The sequence below is a fragment of the Pseudomonas sp. CBS genome (assembly GCF_024734645.1).
Taxonomy (GTDB): Bacteria; Pseudomonadota; Gammaproteobacteria; order Pseudomonadales; family Pseudomonadaceae; genus Aquipseudomonas.
The window spans coordinates 4,801,036-4,815,677 of the sequence record NZ_CP102929.1 but is presented as its reverse complement, the minus strand read 5'-3'; the positions used below and the strand labels follow the sequence as shown (position 1 = coordinate 4,815,677).

The following is a 14,642-nucleotide window of genomic DNA, read 5'->3' as shown; positions in this document are numbered from 1 at the left end:
GAAGTTGAGGGCTTGGGCACAAAGTAGGCAGAAAAATTAGAATCGGCACCCTAAGAAGGACGAAAATCAGGCCAGGGCTTTATCCAGCGCCTTCTCGATTTCGGACTTGATGGTGCCACTCATGGCCGACATCAACAGCCCCAGTTCGACTTCGATGCGCAGAGAATCTTCAGCCACTTTCACGGTGCCTTTAACGCCCGAACGTTTGAGGTTCAGTGTGTCGCCGGCCCACGAAGACTCCAGGCCATATTGATCCTTGAGTTTACTCGCCAACTTGTCGGCTTTTTCTCGGGCAGCGTCTTTGCCCAGCGTGTGAGCACGTTCAACCTGTATACGGGCCATTTGAATGACTCCTCGTTATAGAGACTTGTCGACCCGCCATGCGGCAAAAGGTCTCGGTGGCCACCTATCTTACCTTCAGCCTTGCCAAGACAAAGCATGCCTTGGGGATTAGAATGCCCCCATTCTCTTTTGGTGACAGCGATATGACTGATCAGCGCAAAGGCAGCGATGCCGAACCCACCACTCACTTCGGCTTCAAAAACGTCCCGGAAAGCCAGAAAGCGGAAAAAGTCGCCGAGGTGTTCCACTCGGTAGCCGCCAAGTACGACTTGATGAACGACGTACTGTCCGGCGGCATGCACCGCCTGTGGAAGCGCTTCACCATCGAGTTGTCGGGCGTACGCACCGGCAACCGCGTGCTGGATATCGCCGGCGGCACAGGCGACCTGGCCGCCAAGTTCTCCAAACTGGTGGGCCCGACCGGCCAAGTGGTACTGGCCGACATCAACGGCTCGATGCTCAAGGTCGGCCGCGACCGCCTGTTGGATAAAGGCGTGGCGGGCAATATCGAATTCGTCCAGGCCGACGCTGAAAAGCTGCCGTTCCCGGACAACCATTTCGACTGCGTCACCATCGCCTTCGGCCTGCGTAACGTAACCCACAAGGAAGACGCGCTGCGCTCCATGCTGCGGGTGCTCAAGCCCGGCGGTCGCCTGCTGGTGCTGGAGTTCTCCAAGCCGACCAACGCATTGATGTCCAAGGTCTACGACACCTACTCGTTCGCCTTCATGCCGTTGATGGGCAAGCTGATCACCAATGACGCCGAAAGCTACCGCTACCTGGCCGAATCGATCCGCATGCACCCGAACCAGGAAACCCTGAAGTCGATGATGGTAGAGGCCGGTTTCGACCGCGTGACCTACCACAACATGACCTCGGGCATCGTCGCCCTGCACCGCGGCATCAAGCCCTGATGTTGTTCGCAGGCCTTCTCGCCAGCGTCGAACACGGCCTCAACCGTGTACTGCGCCTGGACAGCACCGCCCTGGCACGGCTGGCGCACCTGAACGGCAAGATCATCGCCGTCGACTGCACCAGCCCCGCCTTGCAGCTGTTTATCCTGCCCAGCGATGAAGGCCTGTTGCTGGCGTCCCACTGGGCCGCCGACGCCGACTGCACCCTGCGTGCTTCCGGCTCAAGCCTGCTGCGCCTGGCCCTGAGCCGGGACAAGACGGCGATCCTCCACGGCCCGGACGTGGAACTTGAAGGTGACAGCGCGGTGCTGATGGACCTGGCCGCCGTGCTGCAAGACCTGGAACTGGATTGGGAGTACGAGCTGTCACGCTGGCTCGGCCCGGTGGCCACCCAATTGATCAGCGGTCACCTGCGCAGCCGCACGCGCTGGTACCAGCAGGGTTTCGCCAGCCTGAACCAGAACCTCGCCGAATACCTGAGCGAAGAATCGCGCACCCTGGTCGGACAACGGGAAGCGGAAGCGCGCTTTCGTGAACTCGACCAGGCCAAACTCGACCTGGAACGACTTGAGGCGCGCTTCGAGCGCCTGAGCCGCTCCCTTGATTCAAGCGATAACGCATGAAGCTGCTCGCCGTCCGCCGTTTGTTTCGTATCCAGCGCGTCGTAATCCGCTACCGCCTCGATGACCTGCTGTTCGCCCTGCCGCTGCCGTGGTTCCTGCTGGCGGTGCGCTATGTGCTGCCGTGGCGCTGGTTCCCGCGCAAAACCCTCGAGCTGAGCCGTGGCGCGCGCCTGCGCCTGGCGTTGCAGGACCTGGGGCCGATCTTCATCAAATTCGGACAGATCCTCTCCACCCGCCGCGACCTGTTGCCCGAAGATATCGCCGACGAGCTGATGCTGTTGCAGGACCGCGTGCCGCCGTTCGACTCGCAACTGGCAGTCACGCTGATTGAAGAGCAACTGGGCAAGAAGATCAGCGAAGTCTTCAGCCGCTTCGATATCGCGCCATTGGCTTCAGCCTCGGTGGCCCAGGTGCATGCCGCGCAACTGAAAAGCGGCGAAGAAGTGGTGGTGAAGGTGATTCGCCCGGGTCTCAAGCCGATCATCGGCCAGGACCTGGCGTGGCTGTTCATCCTCGCCCGCGCCGCCGAGCGCTTCTCTGCCGATGCGCGCCTGCTGCACCCGGTGGACGTGGTGCTGGATTACGAGAAAACCATCTACGACGAACTCGACCTGCTGCGCGAAGCCGCCAACGCCAGCCAGCTCAAGCGCAACTTCGAGGGCTCGCAGCTGCTGTACGTGCCGCAAGTCTATTGGGACTGGTGCCGCCCGAAAGTGCTGGTGATGGAGCGCATCTACGGCGTGCAGGTCACCGACCTCGCGACCCTGGCTGACCAGCGCACCGACATGAAAATGCTTGCCGAGCGCGGCGTGGAGATTTTCTTCACCCAGGTGTTCCGCGACAGCTTCTTCCACGCCGACATGCACCCCGGCAACATCTTCGTCAGCACCGTGAACCCGTGGAGCCCACAGTACATTGCGATCGACTGCGGCATCGTCGGCAGCCTGACCCCGGAAGACCAGGACTACCTGGCGCGCAACCTGTTTGCCTTCTTCAAGCGTGACTACCGTCGCGTGGCGCAATTGCACATCGATTCGGGCTGGGTGCCGGCTGAGACCAAGCTCAACGAATTCGAAGCGGCGATCCGCACTGTGTGCGAGCCGATCTTTGAAAAACCGTTAAAAGATATTTCCTTCGGCCAGGTGCTGATGCGCCTGTTCCAGACGGCGCGGCGCTTCAATATGGAAGTGCAGCCGCAGCTGGTGCTGTTGCAAAAGACCCTGCTGAACATCGAAGGCCTGGGCCGCCAGCTGTACCCGGACCTGGACCTGTGGAACACCGCCCAGCCGTTCCTCGAGCGCTGGATGCGTGAACGCGTCAGCCCGAAAACCCTGCTGGGCAACCTGCAAAGCCAGGTCGAACAACTGCCGCACCTGGCCAATATGACGCGCGACCTGCTGGAGCGTATGTCCCAGCCCCACGCCCATGACCCGGCACCGCCGTGGCACAAGCGTAAAGACGACTGGTTCCTGCGCCTGTTGGGCGCCGCGCACCTGGTGGGCGGCACCATACCTGGCCGCCGGCGGTCCACTGAACGAACTGGGCCACTGGCCGGCTGGCATCATGGTCGCCGTGGGCGTGTATCTGATCGTGCGTCGATAGCCAATCCGGTTATACACTGTCGCAAATTGCCGGAGCCGAAAATGAAAGACTGGCTGGACGAGATCAAGTGGGACAGTGACGGCCTGGTGCCAGCCATTGCCCAGGACTACAAGACCGGGCGCGTGCTGATGATGGCCTGGATGAACCGCGAGGCCCTGAGCCTGACCGCCGCCGAGAACCGTGCCATTTACTGGTCACGTTCCCGTGGCAAACTGTGGCGCAAGGGCGAAGAGTCCGGGCACGTGCAAACCCTGCATGAGATGCGCATCGACTGCGATGCCGATGTGGTGATCCTCAAGGTCGAACAGATCGGCGATATCGCCTGTCATACCGGCCGTCACAGCTGCTTCTACCGCGTGTTCGAGAACGGCGAGTGGAAGACCGTCGAGCCCGTGCTCAAAGACCCGCACGCTATTTACTCGGCAGGACACTGAACATGACCGATACCCTGAACCGCCTGGCCCAGGTGCTGGAAGACCGCAAGGGCGCGGCCGCCGACAGCTCTTATGTCGCCAGCCTGTACCACAAGGGTCTGAACAAGATTCTGGAGAAACTCGGCGAAGAATCCGTCGAGACGATTATTGCTGCCAAGGACGCGCAAATCAGCGGCGACTGCAGCGACGTGATCTACGAAACTGCCGACTTGTGGTTCCACAGCCTGGTCATGCTCGCCCAACTGGGGCAGCATCCACAGGCAGTGCTTGATGAACTGGACCGTCGCTTCGGCTTGTCCGGGCATGCCGAAAAGGCCTCGCGCCCGTCCGCCTGACCAACTTTTACAGAGGAATTGCAGCATGGGCATTTTTGACTGGAAACACTGGATCGTCATTCTGGTAGTGGTTGTTCTGGTATTCGGCACCAAGAAGCTGAAAAACCTCGGCACTGACGTCGGTGAATCGATCAAGGGCTTTCGCAAGGCCATGAACGACGACGAGAAACCTGCCGACCCGGTCGTCAACCCGGTGCCACCGGCTCAGCCTGTGCACCCACAGGCCACTCAGCCGATCACTGAACGTCGCACCTTCGACGTGCAGGCCGAGCACGTCAAAGAGCAGAACCAAAAAGACTCGTGAGTACTGAATAATGTTTGGTATCAGCTTCTCTGAACTGCTGCTCGTCGGCCTCGTGGCCCTGCTGGTACTGGGGCCGGAACGCCTGCCCGGTGCCGCGCGCACGGCCGGCCTGTGGATCGGGCGCCTGAAACGCAGTTTCAACGCCATCAAACAGGAAGTTGAACGGGAAATAGGCGCCGACGAGATTCGCCGGCAACTGCACAACGAGCACATTCTGTCGTTGGAGCAGGAGGCACGGAAGATTCTCTCGCCTGTGCAGGAAACGCCCAAGCCGGTTGAACCTGTGGCCGAGCAATCGATTGCACCGCCCGCCGCACCTGCACCTGCACCGGTCGCTGACCCCGTGCATGCCGCGGCGCCAGCAACCCCGACCGAACCCGCGCCGACGCCTGCCGTGTCGCCCGCGCCCCACGACCCTACATTGCCGCCGCGAGCCCCATGAGCGCTGATAAACCGGAAACCGACCAGCACATGCCGCTGGTCTCGCACCTCACCGAGTTGCGTACCCGCCTGCTGCGCTGTGTCGCGGCGATCTTCATCATCTTTGCCGGGCTGTTTGCCTTCACCCAGCAGATCTACACCTTCGTCTCCACGCCGCTGCGCGACTACTTGCCGGCTGGCGCAACGATGATCGCCACCGACGTGTCGTCACCGTTCCTCACGCCGTTGAAGCTGACGATGATGGTTTCGCTGTTTCTGGCGATCCCGGTGATCCTGCATCAGATCTGGGGCTTTATCGCGCCGGGCCTGTACAAGCATGAAAAACGCATCGCCGTGCCGCTGCTGGTGTCGAGCATCCTGCTGTTCTACACCGGGATGGCCTTCGCCTACTTCCTGGTGTTCCCGCTGATCTTCAAGTTCTTCGCCGCTGCTACCCCGGCCGGTGTGGAAATGATGACCGACATCACCAGCTACCTCGACTTCGTGATGACGCTGTTCTTCGCCTTCGGCGTGGCCTTCGAAATCCCGGTGGCCGTGGTGCTGCTGGTGTGGATCGGCGTGGTCGACGTCAAATACCTGAAGAAAATCCGCCCGTACGTGATCATCGGCTGCTTCGTGGTCGGCATGATCCTGACCCCGCCGGACATCTTCTCCCAGACCCTGCTGGCCGTACCCATGTGGATGCTGTTCGAGATCGGCATTCTGTTCGGCAGCCTGGTGAGCAAGCGTGGCGATCACCCGGATGACCAACCCGCCGACGACGACCAGCCGCCAGCGACCCAGTCGTGAACCTGCTGCTGCTTGAGGAGGCCGACTTTATCGCGGCCGACCGGGTGGTGCTGCGTGATCGGCGCCTGGTGCATATGCAGGAAGTCCACCGTGCCGCCGTAGGCGACAGCCTGCGGGTCGGGCGCATTGGCGGGTTGATGGGCAATGCGCAATTGCTGCGCCTGGAAGCCCGGGAAGCCGAGCTGGAAGTCACCTTCGACCAGCCGCCGCCGGCCAAACTGCCCCTGACCCTGCTGCTGGCCCTGCCCCGTCCGAAAATGCTCCGCCGGGTGCTGCAAACCGTTGCGTCCATGGGCGTGCCACGGGTGGTGCTGGTGAACAGCTATCGGGTGGAAAAGAGCTTCTGGCAAACGCCGTTCCTGGAGCCGGAGGCGATTCGCGAGCAACTGATCCTCGGCCTGGAACAGTCCCGAGACACGGTGCTGCCCGAGATTGTTATCGAAAAGCGCTTCAAACCATTCGTCGAAGACCGCCTGCCCGCCCTGGCGCACGGCACCCTCGGCCTGATTGGCCACCCGGGTGACTATCCGCCCTGCCCTCGTGGCCTGGATGAACCGGTCACCCTGGCCATCGGCCCGGAAGGCGGCTGGATTCCCTACGAGGTGGATCTGCTGGCCAAGGCCGGGTTGCAGCCGGTGCAACTGGGGGCTCGGATCCTGAGGGTCGAAACCGCCGTCACCGCATTGCTCGCCCGCCTTTTCTAACACCGCCCTCTCCTGTAGGAGCGAGCTTGCTCGCGAAAAACTCAAGGACACCGCGTTCATTCAGAATGCCCGCGTTATCGTTGACGACCTTCGCGAGCTCGCTCCTACAGAAACATCCGAATCTGCCGATACGCTCTGAATAAGTCCAAGCCTTGTTCCAGGGGAGTTCGCAGCATGTATCGTTGGTTAGCCGAGAAACTGGGGAATGTCAGCGTCAACCGCAAGCTGAGCATAGGCTTCGGCCTGGTATTGGTCCTGACCCTATTGATCACCTTCACCGGCTGGACCGGCCTCAGCGGCGTGATCAGCCGTGGCGACAAGCTGGGCTATATTTCCAGCCTCAACGGGCTGTCCAAAGACCTGCGCCTGGCGCGCCTGGACTTCGAAATGCGTCGCGGCGAACAAGGTACAGGCGCGGTCACCGACTTGATCGCACAGCTGGACAGCGGCCTGAAAACCGCCGCAGAGCTGATCGAGCAACCCGCCGACAAGCTTGTCGTGGAACAACAACAGGAAGCCTTGGGCCAATACAAAAAAGCCTTCAGCGCCATGGTGCAGGCCGGCCTCAAGCGCGAAGGTGCCCGCAGCAAACTGGGTGATACCGCCGACAACGCCGTGGCAAAAACCAACGAAGTGGAAAAATCCCTGCTGCAAGGCGACAGCGTCACCCTGTTCAACAGCGTGGTCGACCTCAGCAAACTGATCCAGCAAGCGCGCTTCCAGGTGCGCGGCTACACCTACAGCGGCAAGGTCGAAGCCGAACAGCCGGCTCTGGATGCCATCGACAACGCCCTGAAAAAAATCACCGACCTCAGCGACCAGTTGCCCGAGCAATACCGGGCCAACCTGCAAGAAGCCAGCGTCTCGCTGCAGGCCTACCGCGCCGCCGTCAGCCAGTACCGCGATTCCCAGGTGGCCACCGCTGCCGCGACGAAAATCATGGCCGAGCAAGGCGACATCCTGCTCGACCGCAGCGACAAACTCACCACCTCGCAAACCGTGGTGCGCGATACCGACACTGCCCACGCCAAGAACCTGTTGCTGTTGGCCACCGCCCTCGCGCTGGCCTTCGGCATCCTCGCCGCCTGGGCCATCACCCGCCAGATTGTTATCCCGCTGAGCCAAACCCTTAAAGTCGCCGAGCGCGTAGCGGCTGGCGACCTCAGCCACAACCTGATCTCCGAACGCCGCGATGAGCTGGGCCAACTGCAACGCTCCATGCAGAGCATGACCGTGGGCCTGCGGGAGCTGATCGGCGGTATCAGCGACGGCGTCACCCAGATTGCCAGCGCCGCCGAGCAACTGTCGGCCGTTACCGAGCAGACCAGCGCCGGGGTCAACAGCCAGAAGGTCGAGACCGACCAGGTTGCCACCGCCATGAACGAAATGGCCGCTACCGTGCAGGAAGTCGCACGTAACGCCGAGGAAGCTTCCGAGGCCGCCGTCGCCGCCGACCAGCAGGCCCGTGAGGGTGATAAGGTGGTCGGTGAGGCCATCGCCCAGATCGAGCGCCTGGCCAGCGAGGTGGGCAACTCCACCGAAGCCATGGGCCATCTCAAGCGTGAAAGCGACAAGATTGGCAGTGTGCTGGACGTCATCAAGTCGGTAGCCCAGCAAACCAACCTGCTGGCCCTTAACGCAGCGATTGAAGCGGCGCGCGCTGGCGAAGCCGGACGCGGTTTTGCGGTGGTTGCCGATGAAGTGCGCAGCCTGGCCCAACGGACGCAGAAGTCCACCGAGGAGATCGAAGAGTTGATCGTCGGCCTGCAAAGCGGCACCCAGCAGGTGGCAACCATCATGGACAACAGTCGCGGCCTGACTGACAGCAGCGTCGAGCTGACCCGCCGGGCCGGCAATGCCCTGGAGAACATCACCCGTACCGTCTCGGCGATCCAGGCGATGAACCAGCAGATCGCCACCGCCGCCGAGCAACAAAGCGCCGTGGCCGAAGAGATCAACCGCAGCGTACTCAATGTGCGGGACGTTTCCGAACAAACCTCGGCGGCCAGCGAAGAAACCGCTGCGTCCAGTGCCGAGCTGGCGCGCCTGGGGGTTTACCTGCAAAGCCTGGTAGGTCGCTTCAAGGTCTGACCCGCTTGCGGCGGCCATCAGGGCCGCCCTCCTGACAACTTGTGAAATTTCCTACGCGTTTTTCAGGTCGTGGATCACACACCTGGCGCCGAATAAAAGTAGCGTTTCAACTCCCCTGACCGTTGTCGGCCGGACGCTTGAGACGCTCCTTTTGATTCGTTGGAGGTTCACCATGTTTCGTCCACTGACCCGCCTGCTTGGAAACATCAGCATCAGCCTCAAACTTGCCCTGGGCTTTGGCCTGGTGCTCAGCCTCAGCCTGATCATCGCGTCTACCGGCTGGCAAGCCTTGAGCGCATCCCTCGATCGCTCACAAAAACTCACGCTGCTTTCGCAATTGGCCGTCGTCGGCGAAGAGCTGCGGGCTGATCGAATCGTCTATCGCACCCTTAACGACCCCGCGAGCCTGTCCAAAATAGAGCTGCACATGGACAAGATCGACCAGTTCCTGGTGGATCTTTCCCCAAGATTCACCGACCTGGTCAACCAACAACAGCTGCAGGAAAGCCGACGCTTTGTCACCAGCTTCAAAACCGCCCTCAGTGGCCTGGAGGGGCTGATCAAACAACGCGAGGACGCCCGCGAACAGCTCAAGCGCAGTTCAATCCAGAGCAGCGACAGCCTCTCGGAACTGTCCAGCAACCTGCCCAATCAAGACGATGAAAAGGCCCTCGACGCCGTAGAACAATTGCGCCAGGCCATGGAACAAGCCGAAGATCGCGCCCAAAGCCCCGCGTGGGCCGCTGCGTCATTGGACGCCTATACCAACGGCGTGAGTGAAGCGCTACTGGCCCTGGACGGCGCCCAAGCGGCGGTAGGCGCACTGCCGGTTGATGCCAGCGCCCTGAAAAAAGCCCTGCTCGACTTTCGGACTCATCTGACACGCCTCAAGGATGCCCAACTCAGCACCGAAACCACCCAGAACCAGCTTGAGCAGTGGCTGGATAAGTTGCTCACGGAAAGCGACCTGCTGAGCCAGGACCAGACCGCCAAGCGCGACAAGGAAGCCAGCCTCGCCCGCACCCTGCTGCTCAACGTCACTGCGGCGGCGTTATTGCTCGGCGTCGTGGCCGCCTGGTTGATCGCCGTCCAGATCGTCGCGCCGCTGCGCCAGGCACTGCACGTGGCCAACCGGATTGCCGAAGGTGACCTGAGCCACGACATCCCGACCTCGCGCCAGGATGAACTGGGGCAGTTGCAGCGCAGCATCGGGCAAATGACCCTCAACCTGCGGGGCTTGATCAGCGGCATCGGCGACAGCGCCCAACAGATCGCCAGCGCCGCCGAACAACTGTCTGCCGTCACCGAACAGACCCGCGCCGGAGTCGACGGCCAGAAACAGGAAACCGAACAGGTAGCCACTGCCATGAATGAGATGCTCGCCACCTCCCAGGAAGTAGCGCGCCATGCCGAGCAAGCTTCACTCGCCGCTACCGAGGCCGATCAGCAGGCGAGCCAGGGCGATCAGGTGGTGGCTGAGGCTATCACCCACATCGAGCACCTGGCTCAGGAGATGGCGCGTTCAAGCCAGGCCATGCAAGGCTTGCAACAGGAAAGCCGGAAGATCGGCAGCGTGCTGGAGGTGATCAAATCGGTGTCGGAGCAGACCAATTTGCTGGCCCTCAACGCCGCCATCGAAGCGGCCCGCGCCGGCGAGGCTGGCAGAGGCTTTGCCGTGGTCGCCGATGAAGTGCGCAGCCTGGCGCAACGCACGCAGCAGTCGGCCGAGGAAATCGAGGAGCTGATCAGCGGCCTGCATCGGGGCACGCAGCAGGTCGCGGACATTATGGACAACAGTCGCAGCCTCACCGACAACAGCGTGCAACTGACCCGCCGTGCAGGAGAAGCGCTGGCGGGTATCACCCGTACCGTGTCAGTGATTCAGGAGATGAACCCGCAAATTGCCGCTGCTGCCGAGGAACAAACGGCAGTCGCCGAGGAGATCAACCGCAGCGTGTTGAAGGTCAAGGATGTATCGGAACAGACCTGGACCGCGAGTCAGGACACTGCGGCGGCCAGTGTCGAACTGGCGCGCCTGGGGGCGGATTTGCAGGTGTGGGTGGGCAAGTTCAAGGTCTGAAAAAACCCACGACCAACGCTATCCTGTGGCGAGGGAGCTTGCTCCCGCTGGAGTGCGCAGCGCTCCCGTTCTTTTAGGGCCGCTACGCAGCCCAGCGGGAGCAAGCTCCCTCGCCACAAGAAGGATTCTCAACGCATTTATAGAACTTGGCGCAGGAAGGCTTGGGCGCGGGGGTCCTTCGGCGCATCGAAGAATTGCGCCGGGGCGGCGTCCTCCAGCAATTTGCCGTGATCGAAGAACAGCACTCGATCGGCCACTTCCCGTGCGAAGCCCATTTCATGGGTGACGCAAACCATGGTCATGCCTTCCAGAGCCAGGGTCTTCATCACGTCCAGCACCTCGCCAACCATTTCCGGGTCCAGGGCCGAGGTGGGTTCGTCAAACAGCATCACCTTGGGCTCCATCGCCAGCGCGCGGGCAATCGCCACACGTTGTTGCTGGCCGCCAGAAAGCCGCGACGGGAACTCGTTGGCTTTCTGAGCAATGCCGACTTTTTCCAAGAGGGCCAGGGCCTTGGCCTCACGCTCTTTCTTGCCGCGCTTGCGCACGACTTTTTGCGCCAGGCAGAGGTTTTCCAGCACGGTCATGTGGGGGAACAGGTTGAAGTGCTGGAACACCATGCCGACTTCACGGCGGTAGGCGTTCACGTCGGTCTTCGGGTCTGCCAGTTGCAGGCCGTCGATGCTTACCGAGCCGGAGTCGAATTCCTCCAGGCCGTTAAGGCACCGCAGGAACGTCGACTTGCCGGAACCGGACGGGCCGATCACAACCAGTACTTCACCCTTGGCCACTTGGGTGGTCACGTTGTCCACCGCGCGCACGATGTGGCCACGGGTGTCGAAGACTTTTACCAGATCGCGGACTTCAATCACTTTGCGCGAGCCTCCGCTCAAGCCGGCTGGCGATTTTCGACAGCGGCAGGTTGATCAGCAGGTACAGGCCTGCGACGCAGAACAGGATTTCAAACGGTGAGAACGAGGTGGTAATGACCTCGCGGCCGCTTTTAAGCAGTTCGGTAATCGCAATCACCGACACCAGGGACGTGTCCTTCACCAGGCTGATAAATTGCCCGGCCAGAGGCGGCAGCACGCGTTTGAAGGCTTGCGGCAACACCACATGACGCATCGACTGGCCAGCACTGAGCCCAAGAGAACGTGCCGCTTCATTTTGCCCACGGGCAATCGACTGCACGCCGGCACGGATGATTTCCGCCACATAGGCACCGGTAAACAGCGACAGCGCAGCGATCCCGGCGAACTCCCGGGACAGGTTGAGCACCGTGCCGATAAAGAAATAGAAAATGAAGATCTGCACCAATAGCGGCGTGCCGCGCACCAGTTCGACGTAGATCGTCGACAAGTCGCGCAAAGTCGGGTTATTCGACAGGCGACACAATCCGGTGGCCAGGCCGATCAACAGTCCCAGCACCCCGGACACCACCGATAACCACAACGTAGTCCACAAGCCCCACAGTAGAGGGCCCGCAGCCCAATGCCGGGTGACGCCGACCACATCGCCCTCGGCCACGTCATCGCCCTTGGCCACTTGCAGGCTGTTCTCGGCCACGGTCAGGTGCTGTTCGTTGCCCTCGTCGTTACGCAGGGTGACTTCAGCCACATCGCCCTTGCGCACCAACTCGCTGACGGTGGAAATGTCCGACGCCCGCTGGGATTCTTCGGCCTGGTAGACGAAGTACTGCGGCACGCGGTTCCAGCGCCATTCGTAGGACATCAGCGAGGTGGCGTAATACAGCGCGCCGGCCAGGCCGACCAGCACCAGCACCGTCAGCAGGTGCCAGGGCCATTGGGCTTTTTTCTGTTTCATTACGGGTTCCGGGATATGTCGAGATCGTTCCCACGCTCTGCGTGGGAATGCCTCACTGGACGCTCAGCGTCCGCTTTGTGACGCAGAGCGTCACGGGCTGCATTCCCACGCGGAGCGTGGGAACGATCAATGCAGGTCAGCTTTTATTCCATGTCCTTGAGCCACTCGGAGCTCTTGAACCACTTGTCATGGATGCGATCGTAGGTGCCGTCGTTGCGGATCTGGTGCAGGAAGTTGTTGATGAAGTTGATGCTGTCGTAGTCGCCCTTCTTCAGGCCGAACGCCAGGGGTTCAAAGGTGAACGGCTGGTCGAGGAATACCAGCTTGCCGGCGCCGACCTTGTTCACCGCCACCACGTTGTACGGGGCGTCATAGACGAAGGCGTCAGCCTTGCCGTTGACCACGTCGAGCACGGCTTCCTGCTCGTTGTCGTAGCCGTGGTACTTGGCCTTGGAGATCAGCTTCTTGGCGACCATCTCGCCGGTGGTGCCGAGCTTGGAGGTCAGGCGGTATTTCTCGTCGTTCAGGTCTTTGTAGGACTTGATGGTGCCTTCCAGCTCCTTGCGGATCAGCAGGGTCTGGCCGACCACGATGAACGGTTCGCTGAAGTTCAGGCGCAGGTTGCGTTCCTGGGTCAGGGTCATGCCGCTGCCGATCATGTCGAACTTGTTGGTCAGCAGGGCCGGGATGATGCCGTCATAGCCGGTGGAGATCGGCTCTAACTTCACGCCCATGGACTTGGCCATGGCCTTGAGGATGTCGACTTCAAAGCCGATGATTTCACCGCGCTTGTTGGTCATCTGGAACGGCATGTAGGTCGGGTCCATGCCGACTTTCAGCGTGCCGCGCTTGACCGCATCATCGATGGCGCCGGCGTGGGCCGCGTTGACCGCCACCAGTGCGGTGACGCCTAGCAGCAGCATCGAAAGATACTTTTTCATCATCAAGTCCCCTGAACTCATTTTATTGTGAGATCGGCGCGCAAAAGGGCTGCACCATTTCGGGGTGCGATCCTAACTCACTCACCGCCCGGTACAAAGGTTTCGCCGGGATTTGTTGCCAAGGGATGACAGAAAAGCCTCACAACCGTGCAGAGAACGGTACCGCTGGACACTTCAGCCCACAGATCGGCCAATGGCTTGATGTGTAAGTAGTTATGACTACCAGTCCACCTCCGCCATCCAGCCCGAGTCCTTGAACCACTTGTCATGCAGCCGATCGTAGGTGCCGTCCTGGGCCACCTGATTGAGGAAGTGATTGATCCAGTTGAGGCTGTCGTAATCGCCTTTTTTCAGGCCGAACGCCAAAGGCTCGTAGGTGAAAGGCTGCTCCAATGCCAGCAACGCACTGTTCTGGGGTTTGGCGATGGCGATCAGGTTATACGGCGCATCGTGGACGAAGGCGTCGGCCTTGCCCTCCACCACCTGGCGCACGCCTTCTTCAGGGGTTGGAAAACTGCGCAGGCGCGCGGTGCCGAGAAACCTTTTCGCCGCCGCCTCGCCCGTGGTGCCGTCAGCGGCCACGATCCGGTAACCGGCTTCGTTCAGGTCTTCGATGCTCTGGACCTTGTCGGCCAACCGTGGGTTCAGCAGCACGGTCTGGCCGACGATGATGAACGAGTCGCTGAAGTTGAGGGTCAGGTTGCGCTCCTGCGTTACGGTCATGCCGCTGCCGATCAGGTCGAAGCGGCTGGCCAGCAGGCCGGGAATCAGCTCGGTATACGGCACCGAAACCAGCTCCAGCTTGACCCCAAGCGCCTTGCTCATCTCCCGCAACAGATCAATTTCAAACCCGACGATACGGCCTTTCTTGTCGGTCATCTCAAAGGGCACGTAGGCCGGATTGGTGCCGACTTTCAGCACTCCCCGCCGAACGGCCTCGTCTATGGCGCCGGCGTGCGCCAGGTAACCGTGGGAAAGCGTGACGATGCCGAGCAGCAGCATCGACAAATACCTTTTGATCATGAAAAGCCCCTGTTTCGTTAAACACACCCACACCCAGCCACGCGTAAGTTCGCGTAGGCCAAGGGCTTCGAGTCAGATTTTGGAGGCGATGCTAACCCACTCGCAGGCACGGCAATACGCCTCAGCGAAGGGTCTTTTGTTTCGAAATAACAAGGAGTTAGCAGAATGAAACAGGAGGGAAAAACAGCGTAGGAC

The 14,642-nt window shown here is 61.0% G+C and carries 15 protein-coding genes and 2 pseudogenes; 12 read left to right on the top strand and 5 right to left on the bottom strand.

Annotated elements, in window-relative coordinates:
• Window positions 1–66: 66 nt before the first annotated feature.
• Window positions 67–342: a polyhydroxyalkanoic acid system family protein gene (locus tag NVB75_RS22060; protein ID WP_017478217.1), complete on the bottom strand. Its 276-nt coding sequence runs from the start codon at window positions 340–342 to the stop codon at window positions 67–69.
• A 143-nt stretch (window positions 343–485) separates the two neighbouring features.
• On the opposite strand from NVB75_RS22060, the gene ubiE reads away from it, so the two are divergent.
• The 12 genes and pseudogenes from ubiE (at window position 486) to NVB75_RS22005 (ending at window position 10,659) form a co-directional block, all read left to right on the top strand.
• Entirely contained in the window at window positions 486–1,256 is a 771-nt protein-coding gene (gene ubiE, locus NVB75_RS22055; protein ID WP_003209306.1) for a bifunctional demethylmenaquinone methyltransferase/2-methoxy-6-polyprenyl-1,4-benzoquinol methylase UbiE, read from the top strand.
• A complete protein-coding gene (locus tag NVB75_RS22050) occupies window positions 1,256–1,879 on the top strand; it encodes an SCP2 domain-containing protein (RefSeq protein WP_177128711.1) in 624 nt (207 codons plus the stop codon). The genes ubiE and NVB75_RS22050 overlap by 1 nt, the downstream gene beginning before the upstream one ends.
• A pseudogene (gene ubiB / locus NVB75_RS22045) lies at window positions 1,876–3,481 on the top strand (ubiquinone biosynthesis regulatory protein kinase UbiB). Before NVB75_RS22050 ends, ubiB begins: the two are co-directional and overlap by 4 nt.
• A 41-nt stretch (window positions 3,482–3,522) precedes the next feature.
• Window positions 3,523–3,915, top strand: coding sequence for a phosphoribosyl-AMP cyclohydrolase (gene hisI / locus NVB75_RS22040; RefSeq protein ID WP_010169173.1), 393 nt, complete (start codon window positions 3,523–3,525; stop codon window positions 3,913–3,915).
• Between the two features lie 2 nt (window positions 3,916–3,917).
• The gene (locus NVB75_RS22035; protein WP_017478214.1) at window positions 3,918–4,250 is read left to right on the top strand and encodes a phosphoribosyl-ATP diphosphatase; all 333 of its coding nucleotides are present in this window, start codon (window positions 3,918–3,920) and stop codon (window positions 4,248–4,250) included.
• 25 nt (window positions 4,251–4,275) lie between these two features.
• Window positions 4,276–4,554: a twin-arginine translocase TatA/TatE family subunit gene (locus NVB75_RS22030; protein ID WP_017478213.1), complete on the top strand. Its 279-nt coding sequence runs from the start codon at window positions 4,276–4,278 to the stop codon at window positions 4,552–4,554.
• 10 nt (window positions 4,555–4,564) lie between these two features.
• Entirely contained in the window at window positions 4,565–4,996 is a 432-nt protein-coding gene (gene tatB / locus NVB75_RS22025; protein WP_177071090.1) for a Sec-independent protein translocase protein TatB, read from the top strand.
• Window positions 4,993–5,784, top strand: coding sequence for a twin-arginine translocase subunit TatC (gene tatC, locus NVB75_RS22020; protein ID WP_258343303.1), 792 nt, complete (start codon window positions 4,993–4,995; stop codon window positions 5,782–5,784). Before tatB ends, tatC begins: the two co-directional genes overlap by 4 nt.
• Window positions 5,781–6,488, top strand: coding sequence for a 16S rRNA (uracil(1498)-N(3))-methyltransferase (locus NVB75_RS22015; RefSeq protein ID WP_258343301.1), 708 nt, complete (start codon window positions 5,781–5,783; stop codon window positions 6,486–6,488). Before tatC ends, NVB75_RS22015 begins: the two co-directional genes overlap by 4 nt.
• 174 nt (window positions 6,489–6,662) lie before the next feature.
• A pseudogene (locus NVB75_RS33455) lies at window positions 6,663–7,673 on the top strand (methyl-accepting chemotaxis protein); the annotation flags it as partial.
• A gap of 33 nt (window positions 7,674–7,706) precedes the next feature.
• Entirely contained in the window at window positions 7,707–8,579 is an 873-nt protein-coding gene (locus NVB75_RS33450; protein ID WP_371103578.1) for a methyl-accepting chemotaxis protein, read from the top strand.
• Window positions 8,580–8,751: 172 nt separating this feature from the next.
• Complete coding sequence (locus tag NVB75_RS22005; RefSeq protein ID WP_258343299.1) at window positions 8,752–10,659, top strand: methyl-accepting chemotaxis protein; 1,908 nt, start codon at window positions 8,752–8,754, stop codon at window positions 10,657–10,659.
• Between the two features lie 137 nt (window positions 10,660–10,796).
• Here NVB75_RS22005 and NVB75_RS22000 read toward each other — a convergent pair whose 3' ends face one another.
• From NVB75_RS22000 to NVB75_RS21985, 4 genes are all read right to left on the bottom strand, one after another.
• A complete protein-coding gene (locus NVB75_RS22000; protein ID WP_258343297.1) occupies window positions 10,797–11,531 on the bottom strand; it encodes an amino acid ABC transporter ATP-binding protein in 735 nt (244 codons plus the stop codon).
• Window positions 11,524–12,483: an amino acid ABC transporter permease gene (locus NVB75_RS21995; protein WP_258343295.1), complete on the bottom strand. Its 960-nt coding sequence runs from the start codon at window positions 12,481–12,483 to the stop codon at window positions 11,524–11,526. Before NVB75_RS21995 ends, NVB75_RS22000 begins: the two co-directional genes overlap by 8 nt.
• Window positions 12,484–12,626: 143 nt before the next feature.
• Complete coding sequence (locus NVB75_RS21990; RefSeq protein WP_258343293.1) at window positions 12,627–13,424, bottom strand: transporter substrate-binding domain-containing protein; 798 nt, start codon at window positions 13,422–13,424, stop codon at window positions 12,627–12,629.
• A 219-nt stretch (window positions 13,425–13,643) separates the two neighbouring features.
• Window positions 13,644–14,447, bottom strand: coding sequence for a transporter substrate-binding domain-containing protein (locus tag NVB75_RS21985; RefSeq protein WP_258343292.1), 804 nt, complete (start codon window positions 14,445–14,447; stop codon window positions 13,644–13,646).
• Window positions 14,448–14,642 lie beyond the last annotated feature (195 nt).

Bases quoted from the DNA above. Each gene is read 5' to 3' on its own strand.
- NVB75_RS22050 (WP_177128711.1), top strand. From the start codon at position 1,256: ATGTTGTTCGCAGGCCTTCTCGCCAGCGTCGAACACGGCCTCAACCGT.
- NVB75_RS33450 (WP_371103578.1), top strand. From the start codon at position 7,707: ATGCAGAGCATGACCGTGGGCCTGCGGGAGCTGATCGGCGGTATCAGC.
- NVB75_RS21985 (WP_258343292.1), bottom strand. From the start codon at position 14,447: ATGATCAAAAGGTATTTGTCGATGCTGCTGCTCGGCATCGTCACGCTT.
- ubiE (WP_003209306.1), top strand. From the start codon at position 486: ATGACTGATCAGCGCAAAGGCAGCGATGCCGAACCCACCACTCACTTC.
- hisI (WP_010169173.1), top strand. From the start codon at position 3,523: ATGAAAGACTGGCTGGACGAGATCAAGTGGGACAGTGACGGCCTGGTG.
- NVB75_RS22035 (WP_017478214.1), top strand. From the start codon at position 3,918: ATGACCGATACCCTGAACCGCCTGGCCCAGGTGCTGGAAGACCGCAAG.
- NVB75_RS21995 (WP_258343295.1), bottom strand. From the start codon at position 12,483: ATGAAACAGAAAAAAGCCCAATGGCCCTGGCACCTGCTGACGGTGCTG.
- tatB (WP_177071090.1), top strand. From the start codon at position 4,565: ATGTTTGGTATCAGCTTCTCTGAACTGCTGCTCGTCGGCCTCGTGGCC.
- NVB75_RS22060 (WP_017478217.1), bottom strand. From the start codon at position 342: ATGGCCCGTATACAGGTTGAACGTGCTCACACGCTGGGCAAAGACGCT.
- NVB75_RS22030 (WP_017478213.1), top strand. From the start codon at position 4,276: ATGGGCATTTTTGACTGGAAACACTGGATCGTCATTCTGGTAGTGGTT.
- NVB75_RS21990 (WP_258343293.1), bottom strand. From the start codon at position 13,424: ATGAAAAAGTATCTTTCGATGCTGCTGCTAGGCGTCACCGCACTGGTG.
- NVB75_RS22005 (WP_258343299.1), top strand. From the start codon at position 8,752: ATGTTTCGTCCACTGACCCGCCTGCTTGGAAACATCAGCATCAGCCTC.
- tatC (WP_258343303.1), top strand. From the start codon at position 4,993: ATGAGCGCTGATAAACCGGAAACCGACCAGCACATGCCGCTGGTCTCG.